Origin of the sequence: Gluconobacter sp. R75690, from assembly GCF_015244525.1 — a bacterium.
GTDB lineage: Bacteria > Pseudomonadota > Alphaproteobacteria > Acetobacterales > Acetobacteraceae > Gluconobacter > Gluconobacter potus.
On record NZ_JABCQB010000005.1, the window covers coordinates 145,375 to 162,683 of the forward strand.

18 protein-coding genes are annotated in these 17,309 nt (G+C 59.2%); all 18 read right to left on the reverse strand.

The window, feature by feature from the left end:
• Positions 1-6: 6 nt before the first annotated feature.
• Positions 7-327: a 50S ribosomal protein L24 gene (gene rplX, locus HKD27_RS07920; protein WP_011251955.1), complete on the reverse strand. Its 321-nt coding sequence runs from the start codon at positions 325-327 to the stop codon at positions 7-9.
• Positions 327-695 carry a 50S ribosomal protein L14 gene (rplN, locus tag HKD27_RS07925; protein ID WP_011251956.1) on the reverse strand — a complete coding sequence of 123 codons (369 nt, stop codon included), beginning with the start codon at positions 693-695 and terminating at the stop codon, positions 327-329. Before rplN ends, rplX begins: the two co-directional genes overlap by 1 nt.
• Positions 696-707: 12 nt before the next feature.
• Positions 708-980: a 30S ribosomal protein S17 gene (gene rpsQ, locus HKD27_RS07930; protein ID WP_024717239.1), complete on the reverse strand. Its 273-nt coding sequence runs from the start codon at positions 978-980 to the stop codon at positions 708-710.
• A gap of 13 nt (positions 981-993) precedes the next feature.
• Entirely contained in the window at positions 994-1,227 is a 234-nt protein-coding gene (rpmC, locus tag HKD27_RS07935) for a 50S ribosomal protein L29 (protein WP_011251958.1), read from the reverse strand.
• Complete coding sequence (gene rplP / locus HKD27_RS07940; RefSeq protein WP_011251959.1) at positions 1,227-1,643, reverse strand: 50S ribosomal protein L16; 417 nt, start codon at positions 1,641-1,643, stop codon at positions 1,227-1,229. Before rplP ends, rpmC begins: the two co-directional genes overlap by 1 nt.
• Positions 1,644-1,700: 57 nt before the next feature.
• Positions 1,701-2,378: a 30S ribosomal protein S3 gene (gene rpsC / locus HKD27_RS07945; RefSeq protein WP_011251960.1), complete on the reverse strand. Its 678-nt coding sequence runs from the start codon at positions 2,376-2,378 to the stop codon at positions 1,701-1,703.
• 3 nt (positions 2,379-2,381) lie between these two features.
• The gene (gene rplV / locus HKD27_RS07950) at positions 2,382-2,810 is read right to left on the reverse strand and encodes a 50S ribosomal protein L22 (protein ID WP_011251961.1); all 429 of its coding nucleotides are present in this window, start codon (positions 2,808-2,810) and stop codon (positions 2,382-2,384) included.
• A 2-nt stretch (positions 2,811-2,812) separates the two neighbouring features.
• Positions 2,813-3,091, reverse strand: coding sequence for a 30S ribosomal protein S19 (gene rpsS / locus HKD27_RS07955; RefSeq protein WP_011251962.1), 279 nt, complete (start codon positions 3,089-3,091; stop codon positions 2,813-2,815).
• 16 nt (positions 3,092-3,107) lie between these two features.
• Positions 3,108-3,938: a 50S ribosomal protein L2 gene (gene rplB / locus HKD27_RS07960; RefSeq protein ID WP_011251963.1), complete on the reverse strand. Its 831-nt coding sequence runs from the start codon at positions 3,936-3,938 to the stop codon at positions 3,108-3,110.
• Positions 3,939-3,954: 16 nt separating this feature from the next.
• Positions 3,955-4,251, reverse strand: a complete 297-nt coding sequence (locus HKD27_RS07965) for a 50S ribosomal protein L23 (RefSeq protein ID WP_194689196.1) — start codon at positions 4,249-4,251, stop codon at positions 3,955-3,957.
• A gap of 41 nt (positions 4,252-4,292) precedes the next feature.
• Positions 4,293-4,907, reverse strand: coding sequence for a 50S ribosomal protein L4 (gene rplD / locus HKD27_RS07970; protein ID WP_011251965.1), 615 nt, complete (start codon positions 4,905-4,907; stop codon positions 4,293-4,295).
• 11 nt (positions 4,908-4,918) lie between these two features.
• A complete protein-coding gene (rplC, locus tag HKD27_RS07975) occupies positions 4,919-5,602 on the reverse strand; it encodes a 50S ribosomal protein L3 (protein WP_041110841.1) in 684 nt (227 codons plus the stop codon).
• A gap of 10 nt (positions 5,603-5,612) precedes the next feature.
• Positions 5,613-5,921 carry a 30S ribosomal protein S10 gene (gene rpsJ, locus HKD27_RS07980; RefSeq protein WP_007282720.1) on the reverse strand — a complete coding sequence of 103 codons (309 nt, stop codon included), beginning with the start codon at positions 5,919-5,921 and terminating at the stop codon, positions 5,613-5,615.
• A gap of 119 nt (positions 5,922-6,040) precedes the next feature.
• Entirely contained in the window at positions 6,041-7,231 is a 1,191-nt protein-coding gene (tuf, locus tag HKD27_RS07985) for an elongation factor Tu (RefSeq protein ID WP_062496096.1), read from the reverse strand.
• A 115-nt stretch (positions 7,232-7,346) separates the two neighbouring features.
• A complete protein-coding gene (gene rpsG, locus HKD27_RS07990; RefSeq protein ID WP_011251968.1) occupies positions 7,347-7,823 on the reverse strand; it encodes a 30S ribosomal protein S7 in 477 nt (158 codons plus the stop codon).
• A 12-nt stretch (positions 7,824-7,835) separates the two neighbouring features.
• The gene (gene rpsL, locus HKD27_RS07995) at positions 7,836-8,207 is read right to left on the reverse strand and encodes a 30S ribosomal protein S12 (RefSeq protein WP_011251969.1); all 372 of its coding nucleotides are present in this window, start codon (positions 8,205-8,207) and stop codon (positions 7,836-7,838) included.
• A gap of 375 nt (positions 8,208-8,582) precedes the next feature.
• The gene (rpoC, locus tag HKD27_RS08000; RefSeq protein ID WP_041110855.1) at positions 8,583-12,902 is read right to left on the reverse strand and encodes a DNA-directed RNA polymerase subunit beta'; all 4,320 of its coding nucleotides are present in this window, start codon (positions 12,900-12,902) and stop codon (positions 8,583-8,585) included.
• A gap of 80 nt (positions 12,903-12,982) precedes the next feature.
• Entirely contained in the window at positions 12,983-17,155 is a 4,173-nt protein-coding gene (rpoB, locus tag HKD27_RS08005; RefSeq protein ID WP_194264069.1) for a DNA-directed RNA polymerase subunit beta, read from the reverse strand.
• Positions 17,156-17,309: the final 154 nt, after the last annotated feature.

Consider the following 17,309-nt stretch of genomic DNA (forward strand, 5'->3'; position numbering starts at 1 on the left):
CGCTCCTCAGCCTTCGATCACTTCGCCGGTTGCCTTGGCAACGCGAACCTTGCGACCGTCTTCCAGAATACGGAAACCAACGCGCGTCGGCTTGCCGCTCTTCGGATCAACCAGCTTCAGGTTGGACAGGTGGATCGGCATTTCGCGCTCAATGATCCCACCTTCTCCACCCATGCGGTTGGGCTTCGTGTGACGCTTGGCAACTGCCACGCCACGCACAACAGCCTTCTCGGCCTTCGGCATCACGGCGAGGACTTCGCCACGAACGCCACGGGACTTGCCGGAGAGGACCAGAACCTGGTCACCCTTCTTGATACGAGCAGCCATTACAGCACCTCCGGAGCCAGCGAGATGATCTTCATGAACTTGCGCGCACGCAGTTCACGAACCACCGGGCCAAAGATACGCGTACCAATCGGCTCCTGCTGCTTGTTCAGCAGAACGGCAGCATTCTTGTCGAAACGGATGGCGGAGCCATCTGCACGACGGACCGGGTAGGAGGTGCGAACGATAACGGCCTGATGGACGTCACCCTTCTTCACCTTGCCGCGGGGAATTGCTTCCTTGACGGACACGACAATGACGTCGCCGACCGAGGCGGTCTTCCGCTTGGAACCGCCCAGCACCTTGATGCACTGCACCCGACGTGCGCCGGAATTGTCGGCGACGTCCAGGTTGGTCTCGGGATGAATCATGTGCCTACCCCCTTATGCGCTGACGGAAGAGGAGGCAGATGCCAGATCCTCTCCGTTGCGCGACACGACAGACCACGTCTTGCGCTTGGAGATCGGTGCGCATTCTTCAATGCGGACCAGATCGCCTGTCTGGCAGACGTTCTCTTCGTCATGAGCCGCATACTTCTTGGAGCGGCGAATAAACTTCTTGTAGAGCGGATGCATGATGCGACGATCGACAAGAACGGTAACCGTCTTGTCCATCTTGTCGCTCGTGACCCTACCCGTCAGGACGCGCCTTGGCATCGTCCGTCTCCTCTCAGGACTTAGCGGCGGACGTTTTGGCGCCCGCACGGTTCTTCGATTGATGAGCCAGTGTCTTGATACGTGCTACTGCACGGCGCACGACCTTGACGCGGCTTGTGTTCTCCGACTGCCCGGTGGCAGCCGAAAAACGGTGGTTGATCTGTTCGCGCTTGAGATCGAGCAGAAGAGCGTTCAGCTCGTCCTCGCTCTTCGCGCGCAGATCGGCAGGCTTGTACGTGTCGGCCATTACGCGTCTCCGATACGCTGAACGAACTTGGTCTTGATCGGAAGCTTTGCAGCACCCAGGCTCAGGGCCAGCTTGGCAACCTCAGGCGGAACGCCTTCGATCTCGAACAGGATACGACCCGGCTTGACACGTGCTGCCCAGTACTCGGGGTTACCCTTACCGGAGCCCATACGCACTTCTGCAGGTTTTGTCGAGACCGGAGTGTCCGGAAAGATACGAATCCACACACGACCGGCACGCTTCATAGCACGCGTGATCGCACGACGGGAGGCTTCGATCTGGCGAGCGGTGATCCGCTCCGGCTCCAGCGCCTTCAGGCCGAAGGCACCGAAGTTGAGCTGGGTTCCGCTTTTCGCCAGACCGTGAATGCGGCCCTTGTGGGCCTTACGAAACTTTGTCCGCTTCGGGGAAAGCATGTTGTTAAATCCTCAAATCAGCACCAGCAATGGAACTGTGAGCTTTCGCTCACAGTCTTAGCGCTGGGGAGCCTGCTCCGCAGCACGACGATCCTGTGCCAGCGGGTCATGAGCCAGGATCTCACCCTTGAAGATCCATACCTTCACACCGCAGGTGCCATACGTTGTCTTGGCGGTTGCCGTACCGTAATCGATGTCGGCGCGAAGCGTATGAAGGGGAACGCGTCCCTCACGATACTTTTCGGCACGAGCGATTTCAGCACCACCCAGACGACCACCGCAGGTGATCCGGATGCCCTGGGCACCAAGACGCATTGCGGACTGAATTGCGCGCTTCATGGCACGACGGAAAGCAACACGACGTTCCAGCTGCTGAGCAATGTTCTCGGCAACGAGGGTCGCGTCGATTTCCGGCTTGCGGATCTCGACGATGTTCAGCGCCACGTCGGTCTTCGCCATACGGCTCAGTTCCTTGCGGAGCGCGTCGATGTCCTGGCCCTTCTTGCCGATCACGACGCCCGGACGGGCGGCGTAGATCGTAACGCGGGGCTTCTTGGCCGGACGCTCGATAACAACGCGGGACACGCCTGCGCCGGACAGCTTGCGACGCAGGAATGCACGAAGCTTCAGGTCTTCATGCAGCAGACGTGCGTAGTCTTGACCGGCGTACCAGCGGCTGTCCCAGGTACGGTTGACGCCGAGCCGAAGCCCGATCGGATTGACCTTGTGTCCCATGGATCAGGCTGCCTTCTGCTCTTTGTTGGTTCCGCGAGACGGCTTCGTCTCTTCCGGTGCTTCTGCACGCTCGGCAACAACAATCTTCAGGTGGCTGAAGAACTTCTCGACGCGAGCGGAACGGCCACGGCCACGAGCGTGGAAACGCTTCATGACGATGGACTTGCCCACTTCTGCCGTCTTGACCACCAGCTGATCGACATCGAGCTGGTGATTGTTCTCAGCGTTGGCCACGGCGCTCTCAAGAGTCTTCTTGACCTGCTGCGCGATACGACGACGCGAGAAGGTCAGAGCGGCGATAGCCTTGTCAGCCGGCTGGTTGCGGATCATTGCCGCGACCAGGTTCAGCTTGCGCGGGCTGACGCGGATGTTGCGGGCAACTGCCTGCGCTTCCGTATCAGCGAGCGTGCGGATGTGCTTCGGCTTGCTCATTTTCAGCCCCGCTTCGACTTCTTGTCAGAGCCATGACCGGTGTAGGTCCGCGTCGGCGAGAACTCACCGAACTTGTGACCGACCATGTTCTCCGTGACCTGCACAGGCAGGAACTTGTGACCATTATAGACGCCGAACGTAAGCCCGACGAACTGCGGAAGGATCGTCGAACGACGCGACCAGATCTTGATCACTTCATTACGACCCGAAGCGCGGGACGCTTCAGCCTTACCGAACAGATACCCGTCAACGAACGGGCCCTTCCAGACGGAACGTGCCATCTCTGTTTGCCCCCTCTTACTTGCCGGACTTACGGCGACGGATGATCAGGCTATCCGTCTTCTTGTTAACACGCGTCTTGTAACCCTTGGTCGGAACACCCCACGGCGTAACCGGATGACGGCCACCAGAGGTCCGGCCTTCACCACCACCATGCGGATGGTCAACCGGGTTCATGACAACGCCACGGTTGTGCGGGCGACGTCCGAGCCAGCGGGAACGGCCGGCCTTGCCCATGTGCTGGTTCATGTTGTCGGGGTTAGACACGGCACCAACGGTTGCCATGCATTCACCGCGAACGAGACGCAGCTCACCGGACTGCAGCTTGACCTGTGCGTAGCCAGCGTCCTTGCCAACCAGCTGGGCATACGTGCCAGCGGAGCGGGCCAGCTTGCCACCAGCGCCCTGCTTCAGCTCGATGTTATGCACGATCGTTCCGACCGGCATTGCACCCAGCGGCATGGCGTTGCCAGGCTTAACGTCCGTGTGGGCGCCGGAGATGACGCGATCGCCAACCTTCACGCGCTGCGGAGCAAGGATGTAGGCGAGTTCGCCATCTTCATACTTGATCAGCGCAATGAATGCCGTGCGGTTCGGATCGTATTCGAGACGCTCGACCGTTGCGGCCACGTCGAACTTGCGACGCTTGAAGTCGACATAACGATAGGACTGCTTGTGCCCGCCGCCACGGAAGCGAACCGTGGTGCGACCGTGATTGTTACGGCCGCCCGACTTGTTCTTGCCTTCCGTCAGCTGCTTGACCGGCTTGCCCTTGAAGAGCTCGCTGCGGTCAATCAGCACGGTGCCGCGTGTGCTCGGCGTCGTGGGATTAAAGTGCTTGAGTGCCATGGTATCCTACCCCGCGTCAGCCCAGCTTGGCTGTAAGGTCAATGGACTGACCTTCAGCAAGCTGTACATACGCCTTCTTGATGTCCGAGCGACGGCCGGGACGACCCTTGACGCGCTTGACCTTGCCCTTTTGGACCAGCGTGTTCACGCCGGTAACCTTCACGTTGAAGAGCTTCTCAACCGCAGCCTTGATCTGAGGCTTCGTCGCACAGGGAGCGACCTTGAACACCACCTGGTTACGCTCGGAAAGAAGCGTAGCCTTTTCGGTGATCAGCGGTGCACGGACCACGTCGTACAGGGCTTCCTGCGACATGTTCTGTGCCGTCTTGTGTGCGTTCATGACGGTATTGGTGGTCATGCCAGACGCTCCTTAAGACCCTCAAGACCGGCGCGGGTGATGACCAGCACGTCGTGGTTGAGGATGTCATAGACGTTTGCACCAATGGTCGGCAGAACGTCGATCTTCGGCAGATTGGCGATTGCGCGAGCGAACTGCTCGTCAACAGCGCCATCAACGATCAGCGCGGACGTCCAGCCCAGGGCCTTGATCTTCGCTGCGGCTTCACGGGTCTTGGTGACACCGTTGGCTGCATCGAGAACGATCAGCTTGCCCTCGGCTGCCTTCTGCGACAGGGCACAGATCAGGCCGAGACGACGGACCTTCTTGGGAAGATCATAGCCGTGGTCGCGAACGACCGGACCATGGACAACGCCACCCGTACGGAACTGCGGTGCACGCAGGGAGCCCTGACGGGCAGAACCCGTGCCCTTCTGGCGGTAAGGCTTCTTGGTCGTGCCAGAAATCTCACCCATGCCCTTCGTACGGTGCGTACCGGCACGGCGCTTTGCGAGCTGCCAGTGCACAACACGTGCCATGATGTCAGAGCGCGGCGTGACCGCGAAAATCTCTTCGGGAAGCGCGACAGAGCCTGCGCTACCGTTATCGAGGGTCTTGATATCGTATTCCATGCCCCTCGTCCTCAACCGGCGGCCGCCACTGTTGCTGCCGGATACGGCGCATCAGCATGGCGAGCCTTCTTGATTGCATCGCGAATCAGCACAAGGCCGTTCTTCGCACCAGGAATTGCACCCCTGACCATGATCAGGTTGCGCTCTTCATCCACGGCAGCGATCTCAAGGTTCAGCGTGGTAACACGCTCGTCACCCATGTGACCTGCCATCTTTTTTCCCTTGAAGACCTTGCCAGGATCCTGGCGCTGGCCCGTAGAACCATGGGAACGGTGGCTGATGGAGACGCCGTGGGACGCTTCGAGACCTGCGAAGTTATGACGCTTCATAACACCCGCAAAACCCTTGCCCTTGCTCTGGCCCGTGACGTCAACTTTCTGCCCCACAACGAAGTGAGCAGCGGACAGCTTGGTTCCAGCTTCCAGCAGGGCGTCTTCAGAGACGCGGAACTCTGCCAGATGCTTCTTTGGCTCGACCTTGGTCCGGGCGAAATGGCCACGGTTCGCCTTGGTGACATTCTTCACCTTGGCATTACCAAGTCCGAGCTGAATGGCGGTATAGCCATCGCGCTCGTTCGTGCGGGCATCCACAACCTCGACATTGTCAAGGTGAAGGACCGTCACAGGCACATGCGTGCCATCTTCCTTAAACAGCCGGGTCATTCCCAGCTTCTTTGCAATCAATCCGGTTCGCATCGTCTGGACCTTAGAGTTTGATCTCGACGTCCACGCCAGCGGCGAGGTCGAGCTTCATGAGGGCGTCCACGGTCTGCGGGGTCGGCTCGACAATGTCGAGCAGCCGGCGGTGAGTCCGAATTTCGAACTGTTCGCGGCTTTTCTTATCCACGTGTGGCGAACGGTTCACCGTGAACCGTTCGATATGCGTCGGCAGCGGGATCGGACCCCGAACCCGCGCACCCGTACGCTTCGCCGTGTTTACGATCTCCTTGGTGCTGTTGTCCAGCACGCGATGATCGTACGCCTTAAGGCGAATGCGGATGTTCTGGTTGTCCATGTTCTTGTTCGTCCAACTCAAAAATTCGGGTGTCGTCCTACTGCCATTGCCCCTGAAAGGGAACCCCGGTCAGAAAAAATCTGACCGGGGCTGTCAAAGCCAACAGCTAAACGCAGGACTTAGGCGGTGATGGAAGAAACCACACCGGCACCCACGGTACGGCCACCTTCGCGGATAGCGAAGCGCAGGCCTTCGTCCATGGCGATCGGAGCGATCAGCTCCACATCCATGGCAACGTTGTCACCCGGCATGACCATTTCCGTGCCTTCCGGCAGCGTCACGACGCCAGTGACGTCGGTCGTACGGAAATAGAACTGCGGGCGGTAGTTCGTGAAGAACGGCGTGTGACGGCCACCTTCTTCCTTCGTGAGGATGTAAGCCTCAGCCTTGAACTTCTTGTGCGGCGTGATGGAGCCGGGCTTTGCCAGAACCTGGCCACGCTCGACGTCTTCACGCTTCGTGCCACGAACCAGCGCACCGATGTTGTCACCGGCTTCGCCGCGATCAAGCAGCTTACGGAACATCTCAACGCCCGTAACAGTCGTCTTGATGGTGTCTTTGAGGCCGATGATCTCGACTTCGTCACCCACGTTGACAACGCCACGCTCGACACGACCCGTGACAACCGTACCACGACCCGAGATCGAGAATACGTCTTCGATCGGCATCAGGAACGGACGGTCAACCGGACGCTCCGGCTGCGGAATGTAGGCGTCAACCTGCGTCATCAACTCAAGAACGCGATCTTCACCGATAGCCGGATCGCCATCTTCCAGCGTCACAAGAGCGGAGCCCTTGACGATGGGGATATCGTCGCCCGGGAACTGGTAGGAAGACAGAAGCTCACGAACTTCCATTTCCACGAGCTCGAGCAGCTCCGGATCATCAACCTGGTCAACCTTGTTCAGGAACACGACCAGTGCCGGCACGCCAACCTGACGGGCAAGCAGGATGTGCTCGCGGGTCTGCGGCATCGGACCGTCAGCAGCGGACACGACGAGGATCGCGCCGTCCATCTGAGCTGCACCCGTGATCATGTTCTTCACGTAGTCAGCATGGCCCGGGCAGTCGACGTGAGCGTAGTGACGGTCAGCCGTCTCGTACTCAACGTGAGCCGTGGAAATGGTGATACCACGGGCGCGTTCTTCCGGAGCCTTGTCGATCTGGTCGTACGCGCTATAGGTGGCGCCGCCGGTCTTTGCCAGCGTCTTGGTGATTGCAGCAGTCAGCGAGGTCTTGCCGTGATCGACGTGACCGATGGTGCCGATGTTGCAGTGCGGCTTCGTCCGCTCGAATTTAGCCTTTGCCATCGTCTTTCTCCAAAACCCCGCTCCACCTGGAACGGGAGTAAGACTGAAAGTTCAAACCAGTCAGTGCACGATCCGGAGATCGACACACCGCCGGAAGCCCTTTAACCGGTTCTGATTACCAGCGATAGTGGCTGAATGCCTTGTTGGCTTCAGCCATGCGGTGCGTGTCTTCGCGCTTCTTGACAGCGGAGCCACGATTGTTGACCGCATCCATCAGTTCGTTGGACAGACGCTCCTGCATCGTGTTCTCGCCACGCTTGCGGGAGGCATCGATCAGCCAGCGGATCGCGAGAGCCTGACGGCGCTCGGCGCGGACTTCAACCGGAACCTGATAGGTTGCGCCACCGACGCGACGCGAGCGGACTTCAACCGCAGGCTTCACGTTGTCCAGAGCCGAGTGGAACATGGCCACCGGATCTGCAGTCGTGCCGCCGCGACGGCGCATGACTTCGAGAGCACCGTAAACGATGCCTTCGGCAGTGGATTTCTTACCATCGTACATCAGCGCATTCATGAAGCGCGTAATGACGACGTCTCCGAACTTCGGATCGGGAAGGATCTCGCGCTTTACAGCGCGGTGACGGCGACTCATTCCAAATACCTCTTACTTCGGACGCTTCGCGCCATACAGCGAACGACGCTGACGACGCTTGGCGAGACCCTGTGTATCAAGCACACCACGCAGGATGTGATAACGGACGCCAGGAAGATCCTTCACGCGGCCACCACGGATCAGAACAACACTGTGTTCCTGAAGGTTGTGGCCTTCACCCGGAATGTAGCTCACGACCTCATACCCGTTGGTCAGACGCACCTTGGCGACCTTACGCAGAGCGGAGTTCGGCTTCTTCGGCGTTACGGTATACACACGCGTGCAAACGCCGCGCTTCTGCGGGCAGCCCTGCAGTGCGGGGACCTTGTTCCGCTTTGCGGCCGGCTCACGGCCGTTCGCGATCAACTGGTTGATGGTCGGCATGCGCCCTTCCCAATCCTTGTCCTATTTCAGACAGCAACATTGCTGTTTCTGTCGTGACATTTGTTCCAACCGACATGCGGTAGGACCGCCTGCCATTTCCACATCGTGAAAAGGAAACAGCCTGAGCTGTTCCCTTCTCTCTTTAGCGTGCGGCCTTGGCATTTCCTCCTGAGAGAATAGCGGCACCGCATGCGATTCTTTAAACTTCGTCGGCTTTTTCAGCCTTCCGGGAAGGCAGTAGCCGAGGGCGCGGAACCTACGAAGGGTTCGACGCCAAGTCAAGTGGTTCAGCCGAAATGGCCCGATTCTGCAAAGAAAGTTTCCGGAATCGGACGAGCCGGATCCCCGCCTCATTCAAAAGCGGGGATCCCTTTCTCATTCCGCTGCGTCTTCGACGGCCTTCGGAGACGTTCCACCGACGCGCTGACGGTCCTGGCTGGCAGCGATGCCCCGCAGACGGTTCATCACACTGCCCGTTCCTGCCGGGATCAGACGCCCGACAATCACGTTCTCCTTCAGACCGTTGAGGGTATCCACCTTGCCCGACGTCGCCGCATCCGTGAGGACACGTGTGGTCTCCTGGAAGGAGGCCGCCGAGATGAAGGACTGCGTCTGCAGGGACGCCTTGGTGATGCCCTGCAGAACCGGCATGGCCTTTGCAGGCGTATCACCGTTCTCCATGAGACGCTGGTTTTCACCCTCGTACTCGATACGGTCCACCGTCTCACCAATCAGGTAGGTCGAATCACCCGGCTCGAGAATTTCCACCTTCTGCAGCATCTGACGAACAATGACTTCGATGTGCTTGTCATTGATCTTCACGCCCTGCAGTCGATAGACGTCCTGGATCTCATTGACGAGATAGTCGGACAGGGCCTCGACACCCATGACCTTGAGAATGTCGTGCGGCACGCGCGGACCGTCGACCAGCGGATCGCCCTTCTGGACAAAGTCGCCTTCCTGAACGGAAACGTGCTTGCCCTTCGGGATGAGGTACTGGGTCTCTTCACCCGTATCGTCGTTCTTGACGATGACGCAGCGCTTGGACTTGTAGTCCTTCCCGAATTCGATACGGCCCTCGCCTTCGGCGATGATCGCATGATCCTTCGGACGGCGTGCCTCGAAGAGTTCTGCCACACGCGGCAGACCACCCGTAATGTCACGCGTCTTGGACCCTTCGCGAGGAATACGGGCCAGCACGTCACCGGCATTGACCTCTGCTCCATTCTCCACCGACAGAATACTGTCCGGCGAGAGGAAGTAGCGGGCATCATTGCCGTTGGCGAGCTTGACGACGTTGCCGGAAGCATCCTTGAGCTGCAGACGCGGACGCAGATCCACACCCTTGGCTGCCTGCTTGTAGTCAACGACGACCTTCGAGCTCAGACCCGTGACTTCATCCATGCGCTCAACGAGCGTGATGCTGTCGATCAGGTCGAGATACTCGACGGTACCAGCCTGCTCGGTGATGATCGGCAGGGTGTACGGGTCCCACTCGGCCATCTTCTGGGTCCGCGTCACCGCTTCGCCTTCCGAGACCATCAGACGCGCACCGTAAGGCACACGGTAGCGGGCACGTTCCACACCGTTTTCGTCGGTCAGCAGGATCTCACAGTTACGCGACATCACGACCAGAACCTTCTGCGAGTTCTCGACGACGTTGCGGTTCTTGATCGTCACGATACCGTCGCGGGACGCTTCGACCATGGACTGCTCGGCGCCACGCGTTGCCGCACCACCAATATGGAAGGTACGCATCGTCAGCTGGGTGCCCGGCTCACCGATGGACTGGGCAGCGATAACGCCGACAGCCTCACCGATATTGACCGGCGTACCGCGGGCCAGATCACGGCCGTAGCAGTGAGCACAGATACCGACGCGGCTGTCACAGGTCAGAACGGAGCGGATATCGACGCTTTCCACACCAGCCTTCTCGATGAGCTCGGCTTCGGCTTCCTCGATCAGCGTGTTGCGCGGCAGGATGACATCCTGCGTCACCGGATGGATCACATCCTTGGACAGGGTACGACCCAGGATACGCTCGGACAGGGAGGCAACGACTTCGCCGCTATCCATGACCGCACGGACCGTCAGGCCGCGCTCCGTACCGCAATCCGGCTCAACAATGATACAGTCCTGCGCCACGTCGACGAGACGACGCGTCAGATAACCCGAGTTCGCGGTCTTCAGCGCCGTATCCGCGAGGCCCTTACGGGCACCGTGGCTGGACGTGAAGTAATCGAGAACCGACAGACCTTCCTTGAAGTTCGCGATGATCGGCTGCTCAATGATCTCGCCCGAAGGCTTCACCATCAGGCCGCGCATACCAGCGAGCTGCTTCATCTGGGCCGGCGACCCACGGGCACCGGAGTGGCTCATCATCCAGACCGAGTTCGTCGGCTTGCCAATGACCTGCTTGGAGATTTCCTTGAGCATCGCAGCCTGGACTTCGTCCGTGCAGCGTGACCAAGCATCAACCACCTTGTTGTAGCGCTCGCCAGCCGTGATCAGACCGTCCTGATACTGCTGCTCGAATTCCTTGACCTCTTCCGACGTCTTGCCAACCAGCGTTGCCTTGGCTTCCGGAATGATCATGTCATCCTTGCCGAAGGAAATGCCGGCGCGGGCTGCATGACGGAAACCAAGCCCCATCAGACGGTCACAGAAAATCACGGCTTCCTTCTGACCACAGTGACGATAGACCGTGTCGATCACGTCGGACACGTTCTTCTTCGTCAGCTGCTTGTTGATCAGGCTGAACGGAATGGCCTGGTGCTTCGGCAGGATCTGCGCAATCAGCGCACGACCCGGCGTCGTCACGATCGTCTGGCGGACCGACTTGCCCTCTGCATCGATCGTCGGCAGACGCAGACGAATTTTGTCATGCAGCTTCAGCGAGCCCGAAAGCATGGCGCTCTCGATTTCGGCGACATCCGAGTAAGCCGGCGGAGCTGCCGTGACGATCTTGCCATCCTTGATGACGGCTTCGTCAGGCGTCTCGCGGTATTCCGGCACTTCGAGGCTCAGGTAATACAGACCCAGAACGATATCCTGGGACGGCACGATGATCGGCTTGCCGTTCGCGGGGCTGAGGATGTTGTTCGTGGACATCATCAGCACGCGGGCTTCAAGCTGGGCTTCAAGCGACAGCGGCACGTGAACAGCCATCTGGTCACCGTCGAAGTCGGCGTTGAATGCGGTGCAGACCAGCGGATGAAGCTGGATGGCCTTGCCTTCGATCAGCGTCGGCTCGAACGCCTGGATACCCAGACGGTGAAGCGTCGGCGCACGGTTCAGCATGACCGGATGCTCGCGGATCACCTCTTCCAGGATATCCCAGACTTCCGGACGCTCCTTCTCCACCATGCGCTTTGCAGCCTTGATGGTGGTGGCGTGACCGTACTTCTCGAGCTTCGAGTAGATGAACGGCTTGAACAGCTCGAGCGCCATCTTCTTCGGAAGACCGCACTGATGCAGCTTCAGTTCCGGACCGACCACGATGACCGAACGGCCGGAGTAGTCGACGCGCTTTCCGAGCAGATTCTGACGGAAACGGCCCTGCTTGCCTTTCAGCATGTCGGACAGCGACTTCAGCGGACGCTTGTTGGCACCCGTGATGGCACGGCCACGGCGACCGTTGTCGAACAGGGCGTCAACAGCTTCCTGCAGCATGCGCTTTTCGTTGCGGACAATGATGTCCGGCGCACGCAGCTCGATCAGCCGCTTCAGACGGTTGTTACGGTTGATGACGCGGCGATACAGATCGTTCAGATCGGACGTCGCAAAACGGCCACCATCCAGCGGCACCAGCGGACGCAGTTCCGGCGGAATGACCGGAACGATGTCCATGATCATCCAGTCCGGACGCGAGCCGCTTTCCACGAAAGCTTCGACCAGCTTCAGACGCTTGACGAGCTTCTTGCGCGCGGCTTCCGAAGTCGCCTTGCGCAGCTTCTTGCGCATCATGGTCTTCTCGGAATCGCCTTCCATGACGTCAGCGTCATAGTCGAACGGATCCGGCAGGCCCTTTTCCTTCGCCGCGAGGCTCAGCTCACGTTCCTGGTCGTTCGGAATGCCCCAGTCATAGCTGGACAGCGCGCGCTTGATGGCCTCTGCGCCGATTCCAACGTCGATGCCCGCATCCGGATATTCATCCAGCAGGTCTTCGCAGCGGATTTCGTCCAGCAGATACTGGTCGCGCTTCTTGCCGTTTTTGTACGAATCGATCTGATCGGATTCGCAGACGCCCTTGTCGAGCACCAGGAACTTTTCGAAATACAGAACCGGCTCGACGTCCTTGAGCGGCAGATCCAGCATCGTTGCGATGCGGCTCGGCAGGGACTTGAGGAACCAGATATGTGCAACCGGGGATGCCAGCTCGATATGGCCCATGCGCTCACGGCGCACCTTGGCCAGCGTGACTTCCACACCGCATTTTTCGCAGACGATACCGCGGAACTTCATCCGCTTGTACTTGCCGCAAAGGCACTCGTAATCCTTGATCGGGCCAAAGATACGAGCACAGAACAGGCCGTCACGCTCAGGCTTGAACGTCCGGTAGTTGATGGTCTCCGGCTTCTTGATTTCGCCGTAAGACCACGACCGCACCTGCTCGCTGGAAGCGAGCTGGATCTTGATCTGGTCGAAGGTCACCGACTGGCCGGTCTGACCCAGGATCTTCATGAGTTCGTTCATGCGCCGAAACCCCAATGTGTACCGCGGCGTCCCGCGGACACCTTAAAAATGAACCGTGGCGAGAAGGAGGGAGCGGGCAATTAAAGCCCGCTCTGCTCGAGTTCGACGTTCAGGCCGAGCGACTTCAGTTCCTTGATCAGAACGTTGAAGCTCTCCGGAATGCCGGCTTCGAAATCGTCCTGCTCGCGAACGATTGCCTCGTAGACCTTGGTACGGCCGGACACGTCATCCGACTTCACCGTCAGCATTTCCTGCAGCGTGTAGGCTGCACCGTATGCCTCAAGGGCCCACACTTCCATTTCACCAAAGCGCTGACCACCGAACTGCGCCTTACCACCCAGCGGCTGCTGCGTGACGAGCGAGTAAGGACCGATCGAACGTGCATGGATCTTGTCGTCGACAAGGTGATGCAGCTTCAGCATGTAGATGTAGCCAACCGTCGTCTGACGTTCGAACAGTTCACCAGTACGACCATCAATCAGCTGCGACTGGCCCGACTTGTTGACGCCAGCCTTCTCGAGCATCTCTTCGATGTCGGGAATGGAGGCGCCGTCGAACACCGGCGTTGCGATCGGCAGACCCTTGCGAAGGTTGTTCGCAAGTTCGATCAGCTGTTCGTTCGGCAGCGTTGCAATGTCGTCATTGAAGATTACGTCTCCATAGACTTCATGCAGACGGTCAAGCAGTTCCTGCTTGCGCTCGCCGGTCCGCTGATACTCGTCCACCATATCGCCGATGCTTGCGCCTATATTGGCACACGCCCAACCCAGATGGGTCTCCAGGATCTGACCGATGTTCATGCGCGATGGCACACCCAGCGGGTTCAGCACGATGTCGACAGCCTGACCATTCTCAAGGAATGGCATGTCCTCGACCGGAACAACGCGGGAGACGACACCCTTGTTACCGTGACGACCGGCCATCTTGTCACCCGGCTGAAGCTTGCGCTTCACGGCAACGAAGACCTTGACCATCTTCATCACGCCAGGCGGTAGCTCGTCACCGCGCTGCAGCTTCTCGACCTTGCTGTCGAAACGCGCATCGATCCGGCGGGTCGCTTCCTTGAACTCACCGCGCAGCTTTTCGAGCTCCGCCATGACTTCGTCGGACGTGACCGTGATGCTGGCCCAGGTTGCGCGATGATGCTCGTCCAGAACCTCTTCCGTGATCGGCGTACCGGAACGGATACCCTTGAATCCGGCACCGGCCGTCTGGCCAACCAGACGCTCACGCAGACGGTTGTAGAAGCTGCGCTCCTGAATGCCACGCTCGTCGTCACGGTCCTTGGTAAGACGCTCGATTTCCGCTCGCTCGATGGCCATCGCACGCTCGTCCTTGTCCACGCCGCGGCGGGAGAAGACGCGAACGTCGACAATCGTACCCGTCGTGCCAGGCGGCAGCTTCAGGGACGTATCACGGACATCGGAAGCCTTTTCACCGAAGATGGCGCGCAGAAGCTTCTCTTCCGGCGTCATCGGGCTTTCACCCTTCGGCGTCACCTTACCAACGAGAATGTCACCGGGATTCACCTCGGCGCCAACATAAACAATACCGGCTTCATCGAGGTTGCGCAGGGCTTCCTCACCGACATTCGGAATGTCGCGCGTGATTTCTTCCTGACCCAGCTTCGTATCGCGGGCCATGACTTCGAACTCTTCGATATGGATCGAAGTGAACACGTCATCACGGGCAATACGCTCGGAGATCAGGATGGAATCTTCGAAGTTGTAACCGTTCCAAGGCATAAACGCGACGAGCACGTTGCGGCCCAGAGCCAGTTCACCCAGTTCGGTTGAGGGACCGTCAGCGATGATGTCACCGGCATGAACCGTATCACCGACCTTCACCAGCGGACGCTGGTTGATGCAGGTGGACTGGTTGGAACGCATGTACTTGCGCAAGCGGTAGATATCCACACCCTGCGTGGCGCCGGCTTCGTCCGTCGCACGCACCACGATACGGGCACCATCGATCTGGTCGATGACACCACGACGCTTGGCAACGATGGTGGCACCGGAATCATGCGCAACAGCGGCTTCCATGCCGGTACCGACCAGCGGGGCATCAGCCTTCACCAGCGGCACAGCCTGACGCTGCATGTTCGCGCCCATCAGGGCGCGGTTGGCGTCATCGTTCTCAAGGAACGGAATGAGCGCGGCAGCGACAGACACAAGCTGCTTCGGCGAAACGTCGCAGGCCGTGACCTGGTCTGGCGGAACAACGCGGAAGTCACCGGAACGACGGACGGAAACGAGTTCGTCCGTCAGACGGCCCTGATCGTCCTGCTTGGCGTCGGCCTGGGCAACGACGAGCTTTTCTTCCTCCATGGCGGAAAGATATTTCCAGCCGTCCTGAAGAACGCCCTCTTCCACCAGACGATACGGCGTCTCGATGAAGCCGTACTTGTTCACCTTGGCATAGGTCGACAGCGAATTGATCAGACCGATGTTCGGGCCTTCCGGCGTCTCGATCGGGCAGATACGGCCGTAATGCGTCGGATGAACGTCACGGACTTCGAAGCCTGCGCGCTCACGGGTCAGACCGCCCGGGCCAAGCGCCGAAAGACGACGCTTGTGCGTCACTTCGGAGAGCGGGTTCGTCTGGTCCATGAACTGGCTGAGCTGCGAGGATCCGAAGAATTCACGCACGGCAGCAGCAGCCGGCTTCGCGTTGATCAGGTCATGCGGCATGACCGTGTCGATGTCGACGGAACCCATACGCTCGCGGATGGCGCGCTCCATACGGAGCAGACCAACGCGATACTGGTTTTCCATCAGTTCGCCGACAGAGCGGACACGACGGTTACCGAGGTTGTCGATATCGTCGATCTGGCCGCGACCGTCCTTGAGTTCGCACATGATCTTGATCGTGCGCAGGATGTCTTCCTTGCGCAGGACGCGCAGGGTATCCGGCGCGTCCACATCAAGACGCATGTTCATCTTCACACGACCAACCGCGGAAAGATCGTAGCGGCCCTGGTCGAAGAACAGGCCATGGAACATGGCTTCCGCCGTTTCCTTGGTCGGCGGCTCGCCCGGGCGCATGATGCGATAGATATCGATCAGGGCTTCGTCACGGCAACTGTTCTTGTCAGCAGCCAGCGTATTGCGGATCCAGGGACCGTGCGAACCGTCCACGGACAGCAGCGGAAGCTCCGTGATGCCCATTTCCTCAAGCGCGGCCAGACGGTCTTCCGTCAGCTCTTCGCCAGCTTCGCCGTAGATCTCGCCCGTGTTCTCGTTCACGAGATCATAGGCTAGGAAGCGTCCGAGAATATCGAGACGACCGACCTGCACGACGCGGGTCTTTTCCGCGATCTTGCGGACCATACGGGCGGTCAGCTTGGCATCGGCCTCGGCAACCACTTCGCCCGTGTCAGCATCCACCAGCGGGCTGAGCAGCTTCAGACCACGGAAGGCATCCGGATCGAACGGACGCGCCCATTCTCCACCCAGACGGGTGAACGGCACGGCCTCGTAGAAGTAGGACAGGATTTCGTCCTGATCCATACCGCGAATATCGAGACCCTCGACATCGCCACCTTCCGCAATTTTCTGCTCACGCTGCGCGAGGTAGTTTGCACCCTCAAGCGCATACAGAAGCGTGGTGACCGGCAGCTTGCGCTTGCGATCGATGCGGACATAGATCAGGTCCTTGGCGTCAAACTCGAAATCGAGCCAGGAACCACGATACGGAATAACGCGGGCAGCAAAGAGATACTTGCCCGAAGAATGCGTCTTGCCCTTGTCGTGATCGAAGAACACGCCCGGGCTACGATGCATCTGCGAGACGATGACACGCTCGGTGCCATTGATAATGAAAGTGCCGTTATCGGTCATGAGCGGCATATCGCCCATGTAAACCGGCTGTTCCTTCATGTCGTGGATCGAGCGCGAACCCGTATCCTCGTCGATGTCCCACGTCGTCAGACGAAGAATGACCTTCAGCGGCGCGGCATAGGTCAGACCGCGCTGAATGCACTCTTCGACGTCATATTTCGGATCTTCGAATTCGTAGGACATGAAGTCCAGACGACCGCGACCCGCAAAATCGTTGATCGGAAAAACCGAACGGAAGACTTCCTGCAGTCCGGCATCCTGCCGGCTGTCAGGGCTCACGTTCATCTGCAGGAATGCCTCGTAGGAGGCGCGCTGCACGTCGATCAAATTGGGCATCGGCGCAATTTCGGGAATACGCCCGAAACTTTTGCGGATCCTTTTGCGTCCCGTGAACGATTTGGTGATCGCGTTCATCTCTTCTGCCCTCTGCACCAGACCTTCGAGTCGCCCGTAAACGGCGCTGGGAAACTGGCCCCAGCATTGCGGACGACCGGAACGACCGGCCATTATGAAATTTTCAGTACGTGGCGAGCCGCGCACTATACGCCCGTTTTGCTCCAACGGCAAA